At 47.9% G+C, this 20,025-nt stretch carries 17 protein-coding genes; 11 read left to right on the top strand and 6 right to left on the bottom strand.

Going from position 1 to position 20,025, the window contains the following annotated elements; all coding sequences use genetic code 11:
• From C1A02_RS05180 to C1A02_RS05160, 4 genes are all read left to right on the top strand, one after another.
• The gene (locus tag C1A02_RS05180; protein WP_101697151.1) at positions 1–894 is read left to right on the top strand and encodes a pyridoxamine kinase; all 894 of its coding nucleotides are present in this window, start codon (positions 1–3) and stop codon (positions 892–894) included.
• 1,039 nt (positions 895–1,933) lie between these two features.
• Positions 1,934–3,622 carry an FtsW/RodA/SpoVE family cell cycle protein gene (locus tag C1A02_RS05170; RefSeq protein ID WP_101697149.1) on the top strand — a complete coding sequence of 563 codons (1,689 nt, stop codon included), beginning with the start codon at positions 1,934–1,936 and terminating at the stop codon, positions 3,620–3,622.
• The gene (locus tag C1A02_RS05165) at positions 3,619–4,998 is read left to right on the top strand and encodes a penicillin-binding transpeptidase domain-containing protein (protein WP_101697148.1); all 1,380 of its coding nucleotides are present in this window, start codon (positions 3,619–3,621) and stop codon (positions 4,996–4,998) included. Before C1A02_RS05170 ends, C1A02_RS05165 begins: the two co-directional genes overlap by 4 nt.
• 171 nt (positions 4,999–5,169) lie before the next feature.
• The gene (locus C1A02_RS05160) at positions 5,170–5,982 is read left to right on the top strand and encodes a pyrroline-5-carboxylate reductase family protein (RefSeq protein ID WP_101697147.1); all 813 of its coding nucleotides are present in this window, start codon (positions 5,170–5,172) and stop codon (positions 5,980–5,982) included.
• 122 nt (positions 5,983–6,104) lie between these two features.
• On the opposite strand, the gene C1A02_RS05155 is transcribed toward C1A02_RS05160, so the two are convergent.
• Positions 6,105–6,782 carry an HAD family hydrolase gene (locus tag C1A02_RS05155; protein ID WP_101697146.1) on the bottom strand — a complete coding sequence of 226 codons (678 nt, stop codon included), beginning with the start codon at positions 6,780–6,782 and terminating at the stop codon, positions 6,105–6,107.
• Positions 6,783–7,327: 545 nt separating this feature from the next.
• Here C1A02_RS05155 and C1A02_RS05150 point away from each other — a divergent pair.
• On the top strand, positions 7,328–8,677 hold the full coding sequence (locus C1A02_RS05150) for a S1C family serine protease (RefSeq protein ID WP_101697145.1): 1,350 nt from the start codon (positions 7,328–7,330) through the stop codon (positions 8,675–8,677).
• A gap of 25 nt (positions 8,678–8,702) precedes the next feature.
• Here C1A02_RS05150 and C1A02_RS13835 read toward each other — a convergent pair whose 3' ends face one another.
• Positions 8,703–8,825 carry a hypothetical protein gene (locus tag C1A02_RS13835; protein ID WP_279385500.1) on the bottom strand — a complete coding sequence of 41 codons (123 nt, stop codon included), beginning with the start codon at positions 8,823–8,825 and terminating at the stop codon, positions 8,703–8,705.
• 211 nt (positions 8,826–9,036) lie between these two features.
• Here C1A02_RS13835 and C1A02_RS05145 point away from each other — a divergent pair, with 211 nt between their 5' ends.
• The 4 genes from C1A02_RS05145 (at position 9,037) to C1A02_RS05130 (ending at position 12,208) form a co-directional block, all read left to right on the top strand.
• Positions 9,037–10,644: a peptide ABC transporter substrate-binding protein gene (locus tag C1A02_RS05145; RefSeq protein ID WP_101697144.1), complete on the top strand. Its 1,608-nt coding sequence runs from the start codon at positions 9,037–9,039 to the stop codon at positions 10,642–10,644.
• A gap of 156 nt (positions 10,645–10,800) precedes the next feature.
• Positions 10,801–11,190, top strand: coding sequence for a hypothetical protein (locus C1A02_RS05140; protein ID WP_101697143.1), 390 nt, complete (start codon positions 10,801–10,803; stop codon positions 11,188–11,190).
• Positions 11,168–11,536 carry a P-II family nitrogen regulator gene (locus C1A02_RS05135; protein ID WP_101697142.1) on the top strand — a complete coding sequence of 123 codons (369 nt, stop codon included), beginning with the start codon at positions 11,168–11,170 and terminating at the stop codon, positions 11,534–11,536. Before C1A02_RS05140 ends, C1A02_RS05135 begins: the two co-directional genes overlap by 23 nt.
• Before the next feature lie 177 nt (positions 11,537–11,713).
• Complete coding sequence (locus C1A02_RS05130) at positions 11,714–12,208, top strand: cupin domain-containing protein (protein ID WP_243577925.1); 495 nt, start codon at positions 11,714–11,716, stop codon at positions 12,206–12,208.
• 1,553 nt (positions 12,209–13,761) lie between these two features.
• On the opposite strand, the gene C1A02_RS05115 is transcribed toward C1A02_RS05130, so the two are convergent.
• Genes C1A02_RS05115 through C1A02_RS05100 form a run of 4 tightly spaced genes read right to left on the bottom strand, consistent with a single transcriptional unit; the run spans position 13,762 to position 18,240 of the window.
• Positions 13,762–14,961, bottom strand: a complete 1,200-nt coding sequence (locus C1A02_RS05115) for a homocysteine S-methyltransferase family protein (RefSeq protein ID WP_101697138.1) — start codon at positions 14,959–14,961, stop codon at positions 13,762–13,764.
• 34 nt (positions 14,962–14,995) lie between these two features.
• Positions 14,996–16,690, bottom strand: coding sequence for an arginine--tRNA ligase (argS, locus tag C1A02_RS05110; protein ID WP_101697137.1), 1,695 nt, complete (start codon positions 16,688–16,690; stop codon positions 14,996–14,998).
• Complete coding sequence (locus C1A02_RS05105) at positions 16,662–17,123, bottom strand: YwiB family protein (protein WP_101697136.1); 462 nt, start codon at positions 17,121–17,123, stop codon at positions 16,662–16,664. Before C1A02_RS05105 ends, argS begins: the two co-directional genes overlap by 29 nt.
• 40 nt (positions 17,124–17,163) lie before the next feature.
• Complete coding sequence (locus tag C1A02_RS05100) at positions 17,164–18,240, bottom strand: D-alanine--D-alanine ligase family protein (RefSeq protein WP_101697135.1); 1,077 nt, start codon at positions 18,238–18,240, stop codon at positions 17,164–17,166.
• A gap of 610 nt (positions 18,241–18,850) precedes the next feature.
• Here C1A02_RS05100 and C1A02_RS05095 point away from each other — a divergent pair.
• Both C1A02_RS05095 and rpmG read left to right on the top strand, forming a co-directional pair.
• Positions 18,851–19,654: a DUF7674 family protein gene (locus C1A02_RS05095; RefSeq protein ID WP_101697134.1), complete on the top strand. Its 804-nt coding sequence runs from the start codon at positions 18,851–18,853 to the stop codon at positions 19,652–19,654.
• Positions 19,655–19,865: 211 nt separating this feature from the next.
• Positions 19,866–20,015 (top strand): 50S ribosomal protein L33, encoded by a 150-nt coding sequence (rpmG, locus tag C1A02_RS05090; protein WP_101697133.1) that lies wholly within the window; start codon positions 19,866–19,868, stop codon positions 20,013–20,015.
• The last annotated feature ends 10 nt before the right edge of the window (positions 20,016–20,025 follow it).

Here is a 20,025-nt window from a genome sequence, read left to right as displayed (position 1 = left end):
ATGGAACGGCAAAAAAGAGTAGCGGCAATTCATGATATTTCGGGTTTTGGCAAGTGTTCTCTCACAGTTGCATTGCCCATTATTTCGGCGGCAGGCATTGAAACCAGCGTCATTCCTACGGCGGTGCTTTCCACCCATACCGGTGGTTTTACCGGGTTTACCTATCGGGATTTAACGGAAGATCTGCCTCCTTTTGCAGATCATTGGAAAAGCCTTGGGCTGGAATTTGATGCCATGTACAGCGGCTTTTTGGGCTCTTTTGAGCAGATTGATATGGTAGAAAATATTTTTCGCCAGTTTAAAACGGATCACAACCTGATTATGGTGGATCCCGTTATGGCAGATAACGGCGAACTGTATTCTATTTACACTCCCGAAATGGCAAAAGGCATGGCTCGCCTGTGCAAAAGCGCAGATATTGTTGTGCCGAATCTAACCGAAGCTGCATTTCTTTTGGGCCGGGAATTTCAGGATGGCCCCTATGAAAGGGAATACATCGAACAGCTGCTGAAAGACTTGGCGGCTTTAGGGCCGCAAAAGGTAGTTCTTACCGGTGTCTGGTTTGACTCACATGAACTGGGTTCCGCGGGATATGACAGTGTCACCGGCGAAATCAGCTATGCCTTTTCTGAGCGCATTGAAGGGGCTTATCATGGAACCGGTGATGTATATGGAAGCGCTCTTTTGGCGGGACTTTTAAATGGCTTTGATATTCAGCGTGCCATGCAGTTAGCAGTGGACTTTACCTGCGGTGCGATTCGCAGAACCAAGGAAGCCGGAACCGACATCCGTTTTGGCGTAAACTTTGAGGCGGAAATTCCTGCATTGCTGAAAAACCTGGGGCTTTTAGATGATTTAAGGCTGTTAGACAGCTGCTGCCCTTCGATCCATTAAAAAAATACAAAAGCGTTTGGAAAAGGCTCAAGCCTATCCAAACGCTTTTTCTGTTTTTCAAGGCTTCATTCCTTTCAAAACCGTCATTCTTTCTCCATGGTTTGTTCATTTACTTTCGATCTTTTTCGGGTTATAATAACCTCACGGCGCAAACAAAAGCAAAGCTTTTGACGCCTGAGAGAACATTGAACTACAGTTTAGCTTTGGCCTGTAGTTTTGCGATGCGATTGCAGAACTAAGAGGAGACTTTGGTTTAAATAACCTCACGGCATAAGCGAAAGCAAGGCTTTCGATGCCTGAGAGAACATTGGGCGTAGTAGCCTATTTTCACGCAAAAATATTCTTTTATGAAAAATTACTGTAAAGGGAAATTTGCACTGAGCTAACGATAGCGCCGCCGTGCGGTAGTGCGCCGCTTTAGCGAGTGCACCACCCACGATTTAGCGGCGCGTTACACGAAACCACCGTCTTGCACAGATCCTTTACGGATTCCAAAGGCGGAGCCTTGGCAAGTCTTTGCCTACTTTCTTCTTGCAAGAAAGTAGGGGCCCGCCCCGGCCCGAGGGGCGAAGGAAAGATGAGAAGAATCTTCTTCTAAAACAGCAATTCAAAGAATTGAGAAATAAAGATCTGGCACTTTTTCAAATAGAGAAAAAGAACTCCGCCCCGGCCCGGGGGGCAAGGGAAAGATGAGAAGAATCTTTTTCTAAAAGCATTCATTTAATGAATTGAAAAAGAACAAGCCATCCTCTTCGATGGGAGGAAAAAAACTCCGCTTCGGTTTAAGAGGCAAGACGAATGATAGAGAAGTGTTCCTCTATGCAAACCATTGCAATCTTGTTAGCAATGGCGATTTCGTTTTTTTATTCCCAGAAACAGAGTAATAATAGAATTTATAATGACCGGATTTTAGACAGAATGAACCAACCCAAAACAGCAAAATATACCTTGCATCGCTTTTGGGACAAGATAGGGAAAGACTGCATTGCCGTTTTTTAGAAAAACGCACAATGAATTGAAAAAAGAAAGGGGGATACCCTTGCTGGCTCAGATAATGGAATTTTTGGGAACCACGCTTACCGTGGTTCTGTTTGTCCTTCGGGTGTTGATTCCTCTGCTTTCAGCGGTGGTGCTCTGGCGGTGTTTTGTGTCGCTGCGGCGCGGTCGGCGGCGAGAAGATCCGGTGATTTTGCTGGAAGAAATGGTAACTCATGTGAAAATTCCAGTGTTGTACTGGGAAAATTCCATCGGCAGAAGCCGAAGCTGCGATGTTGTGCTGCCCGATCATACCGCCAGCCGGGATCATGCGGTGCTGATGCGCCGGGAATCCGGATGGCTGATTACGGATACCAACTCCAAGTCAGGCACTTTTGTCAATGGAACACGGGCGCAGCCCACTTTGCCGGTGATGCCGGGTGATGTGATTGCAATGGGTTCCACGGCGGTGATGCTTCAAAGGGCAAACGAAGGGGACTTTAAAAAGAAGCGAGCGCTGTTCCAATGGAACCGTAAAATTCCTTCGCCCATGGGGCTGATGTTCACTGTATTTTTGATTCAGATTTTTTTGGTGGCTCAGCTTTGTTTTGGCGGTACAGCCTTTGTTTATGAGCCATTGATTCCTTTTGGCGCTTTGGCTTTGTTGGAATGGGGACTTTACTTTTATTCCATGCGGGTGTTACATCGGGTCAGTTTTGAACTGGAAACCATCGGATTTTTGCTCAGCGGAATCGGAGTGATGCTGCTGGCCGGAGCCGATTTAAAGCTTGCCTATACGCAGCTTGTTGCAATGGCGGGCGGAATTATGCTATTTTCTATTTTAATCCCCTTTATGGGGAATTTGGATCGGGTAGCCAAATGGCGTTTTGCCATTGGTCTTGCGGCGGTGGCGCTGTTTGCGGTCAATTTGGCCTTCGGTATTGCCGCCCATGGTGCAAAAAACTGGATTAGCATAGGGCCGGTTACGATTCAGCCGTCTGAATTTATTAAAATTGCTTTCGTGTTTGCAGGCGCATCTACTTTAGATCGGCTGCAAACCACACAGAACCTGACTGAATTCCTGGTGTTTTCCGGAATTTGCATTGGCTCTTTGTTTTTAATGCGGGACTTTGGAACCGCATCCATCTTCTTTGTGACCTTTTTGCTGATTTCGTTTATGCGTTCCGGCAGCCTGCGTACCGTGGTGCTGGCTTGTTCGGCAGCTGTTCTGGGCGCATTTATGATTTTAAAATTTAAACCTTATATTGCAGATCGATTTGCCGTCTGGCGCCATGTGTGGGAATTTTCAGACGGAACCGGTTATCAGCAGACCCGTGTGCTGTCTTATGCCGCCAGCGGCGGCCTGTTTGGCGCCGGCATGGGGGAAGGCCACCTAAAAAATGTATTTGCCGGAACCAGCGATTTGGTCTTTGGCATGATTTGTGAGGAACTGGGATTGGTTTTGGCGGTTGTAGTGGTGCTTTGTATTCTGATGTTTTCGATTTATACCAAGTTGGACGCCACCAGAAGCCGTTCCACCTTTTATTCCATTGCGGCCTGCTCGGCAGCAGGGATGCTTTTGTTCCAGACCGCACTGAATATCTTCGGCGCCACCGACGTTCTGCCTTTGACTGGTGTTACCTTGCCCTTTATCAGCGCCGGTGGTTCCAGCATGATATCTGTGTGGGGACTTTTGGCGTTTATGAAAGCGTCAGATGAAAGAACCTATGCCGCAAGGAGGAAGAGCGCATGAAAACAACAGGAGGACGTGCCGGCGTTCTTTATCTGATGGTGCTGGGCTTTTTTGTGGGACTGGGCGTTTTTTTGTTCGGGTATTTTACCGATGGCGGTGCATGGGCCATGCAGCCATTTAATAAGTATGCGTCAGGCGACAGCCAGCTGACCAGTGCAGGGGCGGTATTGGATCGCACCGGAGTTGTTTTGGCCAAGACACAGGACGGCAAACGGGTGTATCCGGCCGATGAAACCACTCGCCGGGCAATGCTGCACGCAGTGGGGGATACCAACGGTTATATTTCCACCGGAGTACAATACCGTTACCGTACTGAAATCGGCGGCTATAACCCGTGGACAGGGCTGACTTCGCCCACTGGGAAGGCCAAGGGCAATGACATTCGCATGACCTTATCTGCGGAACTTTCCAAAACTGCTTATGAAAAGCTTAATGGCAGGCGGGGGGCAGTTGCTCTTTACAACTACAAGACAGGCGAAATGCTTGTGATGGTCAGCACCCCGGGGTTTGATCCCTCTAATATCCCGAAAGACATTGACACCAATTCAAAATACGAAGGTGCCTATCTCAATAAAGTGCTTTCTGCCAGTTACACCCCCGGCTCAATTTTCAAAGTGGTGACCACAGCCGCCGCCATTGAAAATATTCCCGGTTGGGATTCGCTGACCTTTGAATGCAAGGGCAGCATGACGGTGAACGGCAATAAAATCACTTGTGAAAGTGTTCATGGAAAAATTTCGATTCAGAATGCTTTGGCCAAATCCTGCAACATTGCCTTTGCGCAGCTTGCTATGGATCTGGGGCCACAGAAAATGACGGAAACCGCCAGCACTTTGGGGTTTAATCAAAGCTTTTTGGTGGATGGGATATCTACCGCGCAAAGCAAATACAATGTAAGCAGTGCACAGCAACAGGAGCTGGCCTGGTCTGGAATCGGCCAGTATACCGTTATGACCAATCCGTATCATATGATGCTTTTGATGGGAGCCGTTGCCAATGGGGGAACACCGGTGCAGCCTTATTTTGTTCAGCAGATTAAAACGGATTTGGGGTTGGTGGTGCAGCAGGGAAAAACAGAATTAGGCACGCAGCTGTTAAAGCCCCAAACGGCAGAAACCCTGAAAACCTTGATGCGCTATAACGTGACCAACGATTATGGGGATAATATGTTCCCCGGGATGAGCGTGTGCGCGAAAACCGGCACCGCAGAGGTTGGCGGGGGTAAAAAGCCCAACGGCTGGATGATTGGCTTTTCTGCCGATCCCAAAACACCTTATGCATTTGCCGTGGTGGTGGAAGAAGGCAATTACGGGCGTACATCTGCCGGCCCCATTGCGAAAGCGATTATGGTGCAGGCAGCTCAGCTGGGATTATAAGATGTTTCGCTCTAAAATATTTTCGCTGGTTTGCGTGTTTCAAAAATAAGTTTCGTCTGCCCGTTCGGGTCAGGGCTGCGGTGCCGGCTTTACCCGAACAGCAGGCGAATTTTTTATTTGCTCGTTATTCAGTTAAGCGAAATGTGATGAGTCAAAAGGAGGGCTAAGTATATGGATTTTTGTGGTGTGAACCAACTGAAAGTGGGAATTGTGGGGTGCGGTCATTTGGGGCAGGGAATTGCATTGTCCCTGATTCAAAATGGTTTTCCCAAAGAGAAGCTGATGCTTTCGTACCGGGGAAACCCCGCCACTTATCAACAGTTGGAAGAAAAAGGGCTGGTTTCTTGCCTTTGTGAAAATCAAACCATTTTGGAACAAGCGGATATTCTGTTCATTACGATAAAGCCGCAGGATATCATGTCCATGGAGGGAAACCGGGCAGCAAAAGATGCTTTGATTGTTTCCTGTGCCGCTGGTCTGCCGATTTCGCTGCTGCAAAAGGTGTTTTCTGCAGAGCGGATTTATCGCATGATGCTGAGCGGGCCGGATACGATTCTAGAAGGAAAGGGCGTGGCTGCGATCTATCCGGAACAAGAGGTGCTGGCTGGTCTGCTAAATCAGATGCGGGTGCAGAAAATTCCGCTTTCCGGTGAAGGGGACCTGAATGCGTTTTCCGCTGCCGTGTGTCTGCCGGCGGCTATGCTGCAAGAATCGGATCCGGAAAAAATTCAGGCAGGTGTCTGTGCCATTGGGAAAGAATATCCCCTGTTTTTGGATTTGTATGATTGGGCAAAGCAGGTGCGTCCTTCCCTGAGAACACAGGAGGAAATTGACGCCTACATTGCAAAAATGGCCACAAAGGGTGGAATTACCGAGGCCATCGTGAACAGTTTGAAGCGGCAAGAACCTTTTGCAGATGCCCTGCACAAAGGCATTGAGCGCGGCATTGAGATTTCATCTGCCGTACAGAGTTCTTTGAAATAATCTGCTTTAAAAAGCCGGGCGATCATCTTCAGGTGATTACACGAACTATCGTTTAACAGAAAAACAGACCGGTATCCCAATGATACCGGTCTGTTTTCAACTCATCCCCAAAAAGGACTATTTTAATTCTTTTCAGTATTTCCCAACGCAATCTTCAAAATTTCCTGCGGACTGCGCACAATATGTTTTGCATGGCTTTGCTCCAGTTCGGCGCGGCAGCGGAATCCCCACAGAACACCTACAGTGTCCATGCCTGCGGCTTCACCGGTTTGCATGTCAATGTTACTGTCCCCAATGTACAGGCAATCCTTGGCCTGCAAGCCAAGTTCTTTGGCAATTCCCAAAGCGCCCTCCGGTGAAGGCTTGCGCTCCACGTTAAAGCGCTGGCCATAGCACACGTCAAACAGATCCGACGAAAACAGCATGGTCACCAGTCTTTCGGTAATGTTATGGGGCTTGTTGGATAACACCGCCAGCTTAATGCCTTTGGCTTTCAGCTCGTTAAGCAAAGCCTCCATCCCCTCATATTGATCCACAAAGTGCATCGGGTCGTGCTCGTACAGATTTTCATAAATTCTGCGCAGCAGCATCACGTCGTCCTCTGTGTATCCTTTGGGGGCAACCTCTTGAAGCATACCTCTCATCAGCAGATCCGAGCCCTTACCAACCAGATAACGGTATTTTTCACGGTCGATGGCCGGATATCCACATTCCGCCAGAGCAGAGTTACCAAAATACACAATGGAATCCAAAGTATCAGCCAATGTTCCGTCAAAGTCAAAAATACATGCTTGGTACATATATAAGCAATCTCCTTTCTATGTGGTATATGAAATTAGCTCATGTTCTTATCTAACCATATTTTGAAACATTTTGCAAGGATTTGCAGGAACAATTATTAAAACTTGCAATAATTGTGCTTTTGCGGAATATAATTGAAAACAAATCAGAAGAAATGGCAACAAATTGGCTGCGTAATGCATTAAAAAATACAAAAAATGGCAAGAAGATCTTGAAATCTCTTTTTGTGAGCCGATTTGCCAAAAATAGAATTTAAATATTTTGCTCTTGGGCGTGAGAACCTTTGCGGATGAATCCCTATCGATGAAAAGATGCCTTTTGGGCAAGATATTCTGGTGCCGGCTTTTGGGCAGTGTTATATTGGCTTTATCTGATCAAATGAAGGCGGAATTTGTCTGTTCGCTATTTTCTGCTATTTTTCAGTCACATATTTTTTTCGATTCTGTCATAAAAAATATAACTGGAAGTCATAGCTTTTTCACATTCCTTTGGCATACTAAGACTAACGAGAAAACGTGGTCGTAAAAGGAAAGGATCTGATGAAATGTATCCCTATGGCGATTTTAATGATAAAGACGACACACAACGTGATAATTACACCACCGGAAGCAATTATCAGTGGAATAATTTGAACCAGCCGGTTCAGTGGGATGGCAATTCCTATCGATCCAGCGGATCCGGCGGACGGGGATCGGGTGGCTCTTCCAGAGATCCCGAAAACCCCAAAGGCAACAAATTGGGATTAAAAGTCCTGTGCGGCGCTTTGGCCTGTCTGATGATTTCTGCAGGATCTATTGGCGGATTTGTGGCTTTGGTGAACAATGGCTACGTTACGCTAAATGGCTCCCAAAGCAGCGAGGCCAGCGGAACAAAAACCACTTCTTCCGGCAATTCGGCGCTGGTGAACCCCACAGCGGCCACCGGCGGAGAACTGACTGTGCAGGAAATTGCCAAAAAAGTGATCCCCTCAGTGGTATGTATTCAGAATTATCAAATCAGTGAGAACCAGGGAATGCGGCGGGGAACCACCACGGCCACCAATGACTCCAGTGTATCGCCCGCAAGCGAAGGTTCCGGTATTATTGCGACTTCAGATGGTTATATTATTACTAATGCCCATGTGGTTTCAGGGGCAACTTCTTTAAAAGTTGTTTTGTCAGACGGCCAAAGTTATGAGGCCAAGCTGGTGGGCAGTGACAGCGTGACTGATTTGGCATTGGTGAAAATAGAGGCCTCGGGCCTGACAGCCGCCGAATTTGGCACATCTGCTAACCTTCAGGTGGCAGATACCGTCATGGCAATCGGTAATCCGGGCGGCATAGAGCTTAACTCCAGTGTGACCATCGGCTACATTTCGGCACTCAACCGTGAAATTACCAGCAGCCAAAATGGCTATGTGATGAAGTGCATTCAAACGGATGCCGCCATCAACCCCGGAAATTCCGGCGGTGCGCTGGTAAATACAGCAGGTCAGGTCATCGGCATTAACTCCTCCAAAATTGTGGCGCAGGGCTATGAGGGTCTTGGGTTTGCCATTCCCATTGATGAAGCCCAGCCTATTATTAATGACCTGAAAGAATATGGCTATGTCAAAGATCGCGCTATGCTGGGGGTTTCCGGTCAGTTTGTGGATTCGATGATTTCTCGTTTCTATGGCCTGCCGGTGGGCTATTATGTGTCCTCAGTGATGAATCCCTCTGTGAGTGCGGCGGGAATTGAAGCCGGTGATGTTATCACTGAAATTGATGGAAAAGCCATTGATTCCAGCACGGTGCTCACCAGTGCAATTACTTCTAAAAAACCCGGTGAAGAAGTAAAGCTTCAAGTCACAAGATCCAAAACCGGCAAAACCTTTACGGCGTCGGTTTCTTTGGCGCAGTCCTCCGGGGGCTGATTCTATAATGCTTACAACGATTTTTTCATAAACTCTCTTCCTTCTTTAACAAATGGCAATCCGGTTTTCCGGTGCGCCGCAATAAAAGCAGCAAAGCCAGCGCCTTGCTGCTTTTATTGTTGTAATCACGGCGCAGTCCGCGTTGCATTCAGATTCCAAACATGCTAGAATAATCGTAAACTAACAGAAAAAATCAAGAGGCATGGCTGTGCCGAATTTTGTCTTGACAATTGCTTGTTTTTTTTATTCCATTTTTATCATGAGTGCTTTCCGATAGGTTGTAAGAACAAAATATCGGCAATTTTTTACATATGAAATAAAGACAGATTGAACTGATAGTAATAATAAAAGGTGATGAAATGAAAAGGCTTCTTTCCGCCATTCTGATTGCGTCTATTCTGCTGGCATTCCCTGCCTGCGGATCCAAAAAGGATGAAACGGCGGACAAAACGATACATTTTTATCTGGGGCAGGAGCCCCAGACTTTGGATCCCCAAATTGCCGCCGACCAATCTGCCAAACTGGCCATTGGGGCTCTTTATGAGGGATTGACACGCTTAGATGAAAACGGCAACGCAGTGCCGGGTGTGGCTGAAAGCTGGAGCGCAAACGCAGATCATACGGTATTTACCTTTCAGCTGCGGCAGAATGCAGTTTGGACCGATGAAAAGCCGGTAACCGCATCGGATTTCGTGTTTGCTTTTCGCCGTGCGCTCAGCCCTCAGACGCAGTCGGCGGCATGCCGCCCCATGTTTGTTTTGAAAAATGCCAGAAAGGTTAACAGCGGCGCTCTGCCGCCGGATCAGCTTGGTGTTCGGGCAGAAGGGGATAAGACTTTGGTGGTAGAGTTGGAATATTCTTATGTGGAATTTCCCGCTTTGACTTCTGAAAGCGTCTTTATGCCTTGCAATGAAACCTTTTTTGAAGAAACCCACGGCAAATACGGGTTGGAATTTCAGTCTATTTTAAGTAATGGCCCCTTTCATCTGAAGGGGAAACTCAGTTGGGATCACGGCAAAAGTCTGAAATTGAGCCGTTCTGAACTTTATCGGGGCAATCAGGCGGCCAAACCCGCCGTGTTGATGTTTTCTATGCAAGGGTCGGAAGTGGATCTGTCGGATCCCTTAAAGGCTTTGTCAGAATCCACGGTGGATGCGGCGCCGATTCCAGAAGAGCAGGTGGAACAGGCCAAAGAATTGGGGCTGGCCATCACTTCTTTTGAAGATATTACTTGGGGGCTTGCGTTTAATACGCAGGAACCCATCATGCAAAATGAAAAAATTCGTCAGGGTCTGGTAATGGCGCTGCCGCGGCAGAATCTGTTGGCGCATCTTCCGGAAAACGCAGAGCCGGCAGATTACATTATTGGCCCGCAGGCAGTGTTGATGGGGAATAATTACCGGCAGCATGCCCAGGGCTCAACAGGGTATTTAAAAGAAAACAGCCAAAGCAAGGCTTTGATTCAGGCCGGTTTAAAGGAATTGACACTCGACGAGTTTTCAAATATCACCATTTTGTGCCCGGATACAGAGCGGGCCAAACGTATGGTGAATGAAATGCTGGTGGCATGGAACCGCCAAACCGGAAAGTATTTCAGCATGAAGCCAATGTCAGAAAGTGATTTGCGCTCTGCCATTCGATCTGGGGAGTATCAGATTGCCCTGACGGGAATTCATCCGGAACAAGACGGCAAATTGCTTTCGGTTTTCCGTTCGGATTATCCGGAAAATCCTTCGCAGCTTAACAGCCGGGATTTGGATCAGCTTTTGATGACAGCAGAACAATCCGGTGATTCCGGGGCTTTGTCGGCTTATGTTCAGGCAGAAAATTATTTGAACGCCCATGCGGTATTTTATCCTGTTTATTACAAGAATAGCTATTATGCCTGTGGGAAAAATGTGAGTGGGATTGTGTTTCGCCCCAATTCGGCCGGCATCGATTTCCTGCACGCCGGAAAGATAGAGTAGGGATTGACGAAAGGTAGGAAATTCTATATAATGTAACGACGGAGAATGCAAGGTATTGTCAGGCCTGTGGGGCATTGGGCAGGGATTTTTCTGCTCGCTTGTTCTTTTGGGGCGCAGCCTTGTCATGTGGCCCTGAATGATAAGGAGGACAAGAAAATGTTAGATACAGTCTTGTCGAAAAAGCTTTCGTTGATCGTTGCGATTGTAAATCGCCATCAAGGGGAAAAGGTGTCCAAAATATTGAACACCGAAAATTTTTCATTTAATTATATTTTTCTGGGGCGTGGAACGGCTAGTTCAGAGCTTCTGAATTATTTGGGAATTGGCGAAACCGAAAAAGATGTGGTTTTAAGCTCTGCCCCGGCAGAAAAAGTTCCGGCGCTGATGGAAAAACTGCATCAGGAAATGCACTTGGATAAAGCAGGCAGCGGCGTTGCTTTTACAATCCCGATTTCCAGTGTGGGTGGGGCACAAACTTTAGCCATGATGGCTGGAGAGCTTCAAAAAGGAAAGGGGGATTCCTGTGATTGCTGCGAACCAGTATAATTTAATCATCACAATTGTGAACCGAGGGTACTCTGAGCAGGTGATGAAAGCGGCAGAGCTGGGCGGCGCAACTGGAGGAACCATTGTTTTAGCACGCGGCGTGGGAAACCACGAGGTGGAAAATTTTCTGGGGATTTCAATTCAGCCTGAAAAAGAGATTATCCTGATTTTAACACCGCGTGAAACAAAACAGCAAATCATGAAGTCGATTTGTCAGAAATGCGGTTTTTGTACCGAGGCAAGGGGAATGTCTTTTGCGCTTCCGGTGGATGATGCGCTCGGATTTCCGATTACTGCGCTGGAAGAACAGCTCAACCAAGAGCAGTCCCGCAAAACAGGATCTTAAAAAACAAAGCGTGGTTTTACCGTTGGTAAAGCCGCGCTTTTTTGTTTGTTTTTCTACTTTTAAAAGAAAACCGTTTTTCATTTCTTTATTCTGTTAGAACTGGCATTGAAACGGTTCCTTCTTGTTGTAATTCCGCATAGGATATTAGTATCTTAATGATCGGAAAGGAATATGAGAATGGATACAAGGCAATCTTGTGGATGCAACCAAACCAATCGAAGGGGAAATCGCCCCCCCGCTCAAGGCGGTATGCCGCCGATTAAAGATTGTGGCCCAGATCCGCTGGTGATAAACATTGCAAAAGCGACAAAGGATAATAAAAACTATCGCACTACTCTGTGGACCGGAAAATACCTGCAGCTTACTTTGATGAACATAAAACCCGGGAAATCCATTGGCTTAGAAGTTCATCCGCACCTGGATCAGTTTATACGAATCGAGCAGGGAACAGGGCTTGTGAAAATGGGCGATTCAAAAGACAAACTGAATTTTCAAAAACCGGTTCAAGAAGGCTATGCGATTGTAATTCCTGCCGGCAAGTGGCATAACCTAATCAATACGGGAAAACAGCCCTTGAAGTTATATTCTGTTTATGCGCCGCCGCAGCATGCCCGCGGAACTGTTCACGAAACCCGAGAAATTGCAGAAGCCAGCGAAAATGCAGAAGGCTAACCTGTTTTTGTTGAGGGAACATTTGACAAAAGAACATCGCAAAAAAGGCACTGTGATTCACAGTGCCTTTTGCGTTTTATTTTCTTTTCTTCGATAAAAAAGGGACATTCCCGCAAATTTTATCATGACGGATGTGCTGTTTATGTGACAAATTTTCCCATTAAAAACACCCGGAACCGCACTATTGTTCTTGCATTCCATTGCCAAAACTGGTATAATCTGGGTGTAAGGCACAAATAAAGTGCAAATGCAGGAACGAGGTGATTCGAGCACCTCGCCCCCTGTATACGGAGAAGTGGGCTCCATATACAACGGATCAACCGCACATTTGCAGGATCATTATACCTTATTTTTCCTCTCTTGTACAGAGGAGATGGGAATTGGCCAAGGGGTATTTTGAGTTCTGCGGGGTGGGTATGATCCGTGCACGACTGATGAGCGTGGTATATGGATTGGAAGTTGAGACCCATCCGTACCGCGCTTTTTTGTTGCCTTACAGGCAGCGGTTCGGAACAGGCTGGGATTTTTTCGTGATCCTATTTTCCCCTTAAAATACTCACATAAAATGCGCTTTTACAGGCGCCTTCTTTGCCCAGCCGTTCCAACCTAAGTCTGTAAGCATACAATTGTCATGGGCGTTCAAAGGCCACTATGCAGCCAAAGGAACACACTGCAAGAAAGCGGAGGGTTCCCTGCGGAATGGCTGCGGGTAAAACTTTACCCCGGGCAAAAAAAGAACCGTTCTTTTGCACAAAGAACGGTTCTTTGCTTTTGTTACACAGAGAAACCAGAGTAAGCCGAAAAGCATTGCTCTTATGCCGGGGCGGGCAGGTTTGCTTTCTGCCTTATTCTTTGTTCCAGCTCAGGCTTGGGTGTTTTTCTAAGAAGATTCTTCTTATTTCTACTTCGCCCCTCTTGCCGGGGCAGGCACTTCCTTTCGTGAAAAGACGAAAGGAAGCAAAGGCTTTCCAAGGGGAGAGTTTCGATCCTCTCCCCCTGGACCCCTTCTCAACGACACAAAGGCTCCGCCTTTGGAAACCGGAAACAATAAGACGTAAACCACGCGGAATCGCGCCAAAGGTGGCGCTTGGTTGGCGTGACTGCACATAGCTAACGTAGAAGAAATGGAACCTAGCTTTCGACAGCGCCGCCGTGCGGTAGTGCGCCGCCGGAGGCGAGTGCGCCACCCACGATTTAGCGGCGCGTTACACAAAACTTTCGTCTTTCCCTGATTTTAAACGGATTCCAAAGGCAGAGCCTTGGCAAGTCTTTGCCTACTTTCTTCTTGAAAGAAAGTAGGGGCCAGCCCCGGCCTGAGGGGCGAAGTAGAAAGAAGAAGAATATTTTTATAAGAACAATAAAATAAAAATATTTAATAGAGAATAAGCCTTTCTGTCCGGTGGAAAAAACAAGCCCCACCTTCAGCCTGAGGGGCAAGGGAAAGATGAGAAGAATGTTTTTCTAAAGCAATCCAGAGAAAATAAAGGAATAAAGCCAAAAGAAAAAAGCCATGAATCTTCATGGCTTTTCGTTCTATCCAATTGGATAAAATATCAATACACAATTGCCCCGTATTTGGCGGCGGCGCGCTCAATCAGTTCGTTGTCAATCTGGCAGTTGCTGTCTACAATCAGCCGCCCATGAACATAGCGCAGTGCAGCGTCCAGTATGGTTCGGCTGTCGGTGCGAACGGCCAAAGGCAAACGGGTCATGGAACTGGCCTGAGAAAGAAGCATCACGTCGTCCCAGGTGTTGAGTTCCACCAGTGCGGCGTTCACTTGTTCGTCGTCTAAGTCAATCAGGTCATCATCCAGCGCACTGGAACATTCGATAGGCTCACTTAGCGTGATATCACTGCCCAGAAAGAAAGCTTCTGTTTCCGTTGCCGCTGCATAGCAGTCTGCGTCCGCATAATCCAGACCAAAGGTGAAGGGCTGTTGCATTATGGTTTGCAAAGCCTGCCAATGCTGGGGCGTTTGTTCCCCGCTGATTCCCAGAACCGGAACGCCTATCCGGAGAAGCTCCTCCATCTGCCGGGCAAATTCTTCGGCAGAAAGAGTGTCAGCGCAGGGAACCGCGCACAATGGAACCGAAGCATGGGGCAGCACTTCTTTTAAAAGGGGAAGCATGGCTTCCGGAGCCAAAAATCCGCCCAATCCGATGGCTTCTATACCCATGGCCTGCAATGTAATAACTGCGGGCAAAAGCCCGCCGCCGGCCAACGTTTTTCCGCTTTCATCCACGGTTAGTGTGACAAACACCGGGATTCCTGAAGTACGGGAAGCCAGTACAGCCGCCCGCATATCAGCGAGGGAAGAATGATTCTCCAAAAGCAGAAACTGTGCGCCGCTTTTTTCCAGCACACGAATCTGATCCCGGTAACCGTCATAAATATCATCAAATTCCGCGTTCCCACAGGGTGGCACAAACAAACCACTGGGGCCTACTCGGGCGCCCACCGGCACGCCGAATCCCTCTGCCGCTTGACGGGTAATTTCCAACAAGCCGGTGTTCAGCTGTTTGACCGTTTCTTGCATGGATTCCCTTTGTGGGGCAAAGCTGTGGGCAAAGGCGGTGGGGGCGCAAAGGCCGCCGATTCCGGCACGAAGCCACTGCTCTTGTTTTTCCCGCAAAAGGGAGCTGTTTTCCAGCATCCACCGTTCCGCGCTCAAATCGTCACGGGCGGCAGGAATATGAAAATCAGCAGCGGAAGGACCGCCCATTAGGAAGGGCAGCGTCCATGGAACACTCATGATGATATCCTCCTGTAATTAAGACACCGTAAACTTACATGGATTCCGGTGCAGAAATCTTAAACATGGAAAGCACGTTGCGAATTACGGTGGAAACCGCCGCGCACAAGCACAGCCGGGCTGCTGCCAGGCTTTCTTCTTCACCGCGCACACGGCAGGCATTGTAAAATTTATGGAATAAGGTGGCCAAAGTGACCACATAGCGGTTGATGCGGGCCGGATCGTAATCCTTGGCAGCCTGAACAATCTCACCGGTAAAGGAAGACAGATGACGAATCAGCTCGATTTCTTCGGGTGCGTTCAGCAAAGCCAGCTCTGCATCGGTGCAGGCGCGGGGCTTGATGCCGTCTGCTTCTAAAGTGCGCAGAATGCTGAAAATACGGGCATTGGCATACTGAACATAATACACCGGGTTCTGGGCATCTTGCTGCACGGCCAAATCCAAATCGAATTCCATTTGGGAATTGGGTTCACGCATGTTGAACAGGAACCGGGCGGCATCCACGGGCACTTCGTCCAGCAGATCGGCCAGCTGAATGGCCTTTCCGGTCCGTTTGCTCATGCGCACCACTTCTCCGTCGCGGGTCAGTTTTACCAGCTGCATCAAAACCACATCCAGCTGTTTTCCGCTCAGGCCAACCGCATCCAGTGCACCCTTCAAGCGGGCTACATGGCCGTGATGGTCGGCTCCCCAAACATCGATGCAAAGATCATAACCGCGCTTTTCAATTTTGTTGCGGTGATAAGCGATATCCGCTGCAAAATAGGTGGGGTTTCCGTTCTGACGAACAAGCACTTCGTCTTTTTCTGCACCGAATTCGGTGGCCCGATACCACAGCGCGCCGTCCTTTTCATAGGTCATGCCCCGCTCGGTCAGTAGTTTCAGGGTTTCTTCCAACTCACCGTTCTGATGCAGTGTGCTTTCTAAAAACCACTGATCATATTCAATCCGGTACTTTTTCAAATCGGATTGCATCCGTTCAATGTTTCGGGGCAGAACGTATTCCACCAGCTTTTGGCGGCGGGTTTCTTCATCGGCTTTTACCAGCTTGTCGCCGAATGCTTCAGCATACACCTTGGCATTGTCCCGAATATCCTCGCCCTGATAACCGTCCTCGGGGAATTCCACAGCTTCTTCGCCCAAAAACAGCTGCAAATAGCGGGCAGAAAGAGAAGCGCCGAATTTTTCAATCTGGTTTCCGGCGTCGTTCACATAAAATTCCCGCCACACCTGATAGCCGGCTGCATCCAAAACAGCAGAAAGGCAGTCGCCCAAAGCACCGCCGCGGGCGTTGCCCATGTGCATGGGGCCGGTGGGGTTGGCGGAAACAAATTCCACCATAACTTTTTTATTTTTTCCATAATCGCTTCGTCCATACTGATCTCCCAAAGCGGTAATGTCCTTTAACACCTCCACATAAAAGCGAGGGGAAAAGAAGAAATTTAAAAAGCCGGGGCCGGCAATTTCAAACCGGTCAAAAAAGGTTCCGTCCAAAATCAGGTGCTTGGTAATCAGTTCCGCTATTTTGCGGGGCGCCAGGCGCAAAGGGCGGGCAGAAACCAACGCGATGTTCGCAGACCAGTCCCCGTGGGAGCGATCTGCGGGAATCTCCAGCGTAAAGGCCGGAATCGGTTCGGCCGGCAGTTCGCCCGCCGCAACCGCACGCCCGGCTGCATTCAGAATGGCTTCTCTTAACTGTTCAGTAGCCTGCTGTACTATTTTTGACATCTTTGTTTTCTGCCTCCTTGACGGTGATAAAAATTTCGTTGATGCTGGATAAGTCGGCGTTGATATCCAGCGTGTAATTCACTTCCAGTTCGCCGCCTTTGTCATGCAGGCGGGAATGAACGTCATTGGTGAATACCCCCACCATCAAAGCACCCATGCCGGTGTTGTACTGGCACTGATGCCGCTTTCCTTTTTCCAGAATCAGGCGGGTATTGTCACCGCCGCCCCGCATCAAAGTGACGGTATGGGTGCCGTCTACTTTCAGCACCGAGGTTGTGGCGGCGTTGTTCCGATCCGGATCATATTCCTTATACACAATATAGCGGGTGTTTCCTTTTGTCACATAAGACCCAAGGGTCGTTAGGGTGACTTCTCCCACTTCCTCGTCGATGCGCTGCCGCCCGACGATATTGATCAAATAGTTTTCCCGCATGGGTTCCTCTCCTTACGGTGTCCTCCGGCAATCCGGAATATTAAAAATAAATTTTGTCAAAGGCCAGCTGAATCAGCCGATCCAGCAGTTCGGGATACGACAGGCCCGAAGCCTCCCAAAGCTTGGGGTACATGCTGATGCTGGTAAAGCCGGGCAAAGTATTCAGCTCGTTGAGCAGAACGGCCCCGTCGCTGTTACGGACAAAGAAATCAACCCGAGCCAGGCCGCTGCACCCGAGCATACGGTAAGCGCGCATTGCGGTTTTTCGAATTTCTTCGGCGGTTTGCTCCGGAATTCGCGCGGGAATATAAAGTTTTGCCTCGCTGGATTTATTATATTTGTCTTCATAGTCATAAAAATCTGCGCCGGAAGCAATTTCACCCACGATGGAAGCATCAGGGCGGGACAGTCCCAAAACGGCACATTCCACTTCCTGCCCGTCAATGGCTTCTTCCACCACAATTTTGGTGTCTTCCCGGGCTGCTTTTTGAATGGCGGCATCCAGATCTTCTGCACGGGTGACTTTGCTGACCCCCACAGACGAGCCCGAGTTGGCGGGCTTTACAAACACAGGGTACCCCAGCCGAGCCTCAATTTTTATTTTAATCTTTTCTGCGCCGGTGCGGTAATTATCCATAAAAAACCACAGGTAATGAGCCTGTGCAATTCCTGCGGTTTCAAGCAGGCTGTTGGTGATTGCTTTATCCATACAAACGGCACAAGCCAGTGCAGAGCAGCCCACAAAAGGAATTCCCGCCAGCTGAAGCAGTCCCTGAATGGTTCCGTCTTCTCCGTTCTTTCCATGCAAAACGGGGAATACCACGTCCACAGGGATTACCTCAAAGCCGCTTTCTGTCTGGGCTAAAATGCCCCGATGGGTGCGGTCAGGCGAAATCAGCGCGATGCGGTTTTTGGGGTGCTTTTCCCAGCTGCCGTCGGGCAGTTCTGCAGCGTCACCGGAAAACAGAAGCCAGCGGCCTTCTTTGGTGATGCCTACCATTACCACGTCGTATTTATCCTTGGGAATATTCTGAATCACAGAGGCTGCCGAAACCCGGGAAACCTCATGTTCGGAAGAACAGCCGCCAAACAGGACGGCAACAGTTGTTTTTGACATTATCATTCCCTCCGTATCCACGCAAAATCACATGGCGCTCCAAACCGGCGCTTCCCTAAAGAATACGCGGGAAGAGAGGTGCTTCATGCCTTGTGGATCCAAAATACAATATTTCAAATATATATGATAACACAACACGGGGTCACGCGCAATCTGGAATTCTCGCTTTCATAAAGAAACATTGCTTCGAACAGGTATGGCAGTTTTATTCCTGGAAAAAATACAAAACAGCACAGAATATCAAATAGTATCTTTTCCTTAATTTGTATCTCTATTTCTATAAACACATTTTTATACACACGACTTTTTTAAATGATGCTTTATTTTGCCTGCCGGCCTGTTTTCAAACCTATAGATTAACAGTTCTGCCTTAATATGATTCACTGATTTATAGCGTTCGATAGTAAAGTGGTTCGAATTTAAAAAATATTGACTTTTTGATGGAAATTACACAACGGGAAACCAAACTTATAAATAAATCTTTTTCAGAAATGCGTTAGTGACAAAAAATAAAAAATAGTGTATACTAAATCCCATATGTACGCATTCGTGTACCCATTCGAGCATCCACGGGCGGCGCCCGGGCGAAAAATAGCAGGAGTGATGACAGTTGGAACAAAAAGCATTTGACCTGATTGCCGAAAAGGTACGGTCCACTCTTTTAGAGCAAGGCTTTGAAAAAAGGGAGGACGTGCAGGAGGAACAGGGCCGGGTTGCCATATATACCAGTGAAAATGCGGCATACAGCGTGCTGTATGAAACACAGACAAAGCAGTTTCATCTGCGGGCCTGTGAGATGAAGGAGGATGAGCCGGACAAGGAGTGGAAAACCATTTCTACCTGGGCTTTTGATCCGGAAACAGACAGCGCGGCTTATGCTTCCGGTATTGGGGAGGATTTCTCTGAAACACTGGGGGGTTCTACCCGCAAGGAGCTTGTTCGTCAGCAGAAGAAAAAGAAGAAAAAAGACGACGACAGCACCAGCGATCCGCAGTTTTTCTATAACCGTTTGGCGGTGATTTTTCCAGAGCTAAAGGCAGAGATAGTACAGGAAAGAGCTACCTATGGCGATGTGCGAAACGCCACTTTTGCCAAAGAGCATGTTATAGAAAAAGTAGAGCAGCTGGCGGTAAATTATTCCAATACCGAACCATTTAAAAAGCTTTGCGGTATTCTGAATGATGTGTATGAAAATGGCGATATGGATGTTCGCTCCATTATCACCATGGTGTTGCTCAACGGAATTGAAAATCCCAAAGCATTGCAGAATCTTTCAGAACATTTCAGCCCGGATCTTGCCAGAGTGTATAACAAGGCAAAAGATTTTAAAGGGAAGAAAGTAAAGCCCGAAAAGAAAAAGAAGAAGCCCAAGTACAGCGAGGACATGCTCAAAACGTTGAACGATATGAAATAAACGCAGATTTTTTTTCTGTTTTGCAATTGTAAAAAAAGGAAAAAAGTCAGCCGTAGCCCCGCCGGACATGAAAAAAACTATTGACCGGTGGGGCGATACTGTGGTATAATACAAAATACCTCAGTAAGGGGTTATTTTTTTGCGCCCTTTTAGAGGGAGGCCGTGGTCCTTTACGGATCCAATATTTTTCCGTGAAACGGGAGGTGCCGTCATGAGAGTGAAAATCACATTAGCCTGCACAGAGTGCAAACAGCGTAACTACAACACAATGAAGAACAAGAAGAATGACCCGGACAGGCTTGAGATGAACAAGTACTGCAGATTCTGCAAGAAACATACTGTTCATAAGGAATCGAAGTAAGTCGAAGGGA

Source organism: Clostridium minihomine (assembly GCF_900240385.1).
GTDB lineage: Bacteria > Bacillota > Clostridia > Oscillospirales > Acutalibacteraceae > Faecalispora > Faecalispora minihomine.
This window is presented reverse-complemented; position numbering and strand designations above follow the sequence as displayed.

Bases quoted from the DNA above. Each gene is read 5' to 3' on its own strand.
- C1A02_RS05100 (WP_101697135.1), bottom strand. From the start codon at position 18,240: ATGTCAAAAACAACTGTTGCCGTCCTGTTTGGCGGCTGTTCTTCCGAA.
- C1A02_RS05130 (WP_243577925.1), top strand. From the start codon at position 11,714: ATGGATACAAGGCAATCTTGTGGATGCAACCAAACCAATCGAAGGGGA.
- C1A02_RS05105 (WP_101697136.1), bottom strand. From the start codon at position 17,123: ATGCGGGAAAACTATTTGATCAATATCGTCGGGCGGCAGCGCATCGAC.
- rpmG (WP_101697133.1), top strand. From the start codon at position 19,866: ATGAGAGTGAAAATCACATTAGCCTGCACAGAGTGCAAACAGCGTAAC.
- C1A02_RS05145 (WP_101697144.1), top strand. From the start codon at position 9,037: ATGAAAAGGCTTCTTTCCGCCATTCTGATTGCGTCTATTCTGCTGGCA.
- C1A02_RS05160 (WP_101697147.1), top strand. From the start codon at position 5,170: ATGGATTTTTGTGGTGTGAACCAACTGAAAGTGGGAATTGTGGGGTGC.
- C1A02_RS05155 (WP_101697146.1), bottom strand. From the start codon at position 6,782: ATGTACCAAGCATGTATTTTTGACTTTGACGGAACATTGGCTGATACT.
- C1A02_RS05180 (WP_101697151.1), top strand. From the start codon at position 1: ATGGAACGGCAAAAAAGAGTAGCGGCAATTCATGATATTTCGGGTTTT.
- argS (WP_101697137.1), bottom strand. From the start codon at position 16,690: ATGTCAAAAATAGTACAGCAGGCTACTGAACAGTTAAGAGAAGCCATT.
- C1A02_RS05115 (WP_101697138.1), bottom strand. From the start codon at position 14,961: ATGAGTGTTCCATGGACGCTGCCCTTCCTAATGGGCGGTCCTTCCGCT.
- C1A02_RS05150 (WP_101697145.1), top strand. From the start codon at position 7,328: ATGTATCCCTATGGCGATTTTAATGATAAAGACGACACACAACGTGAT.
- C1A02_RS13835 (WP_279385500.1), bottom strand. From the start codon at position 8,825: ATGCAACGCGGACTGCGCCGTGATTACAACAATAAAAGCAGCAAGGCG.
- C1A02_RS05140 (WP_101697143.1), top strand. From the start codon at position 10,801: ATGTTAGATACAGTCTTGTCGAAAAAGCTTTCGTTGATCGTTGCGATT.
- C1A02_RS05165 (WP_101697148.1), top strand. From the start codon at position 3,619: ATGAAAACAACAGGAGGACGTGCCGGCGTTCTTTATCTGATGGTGCTG.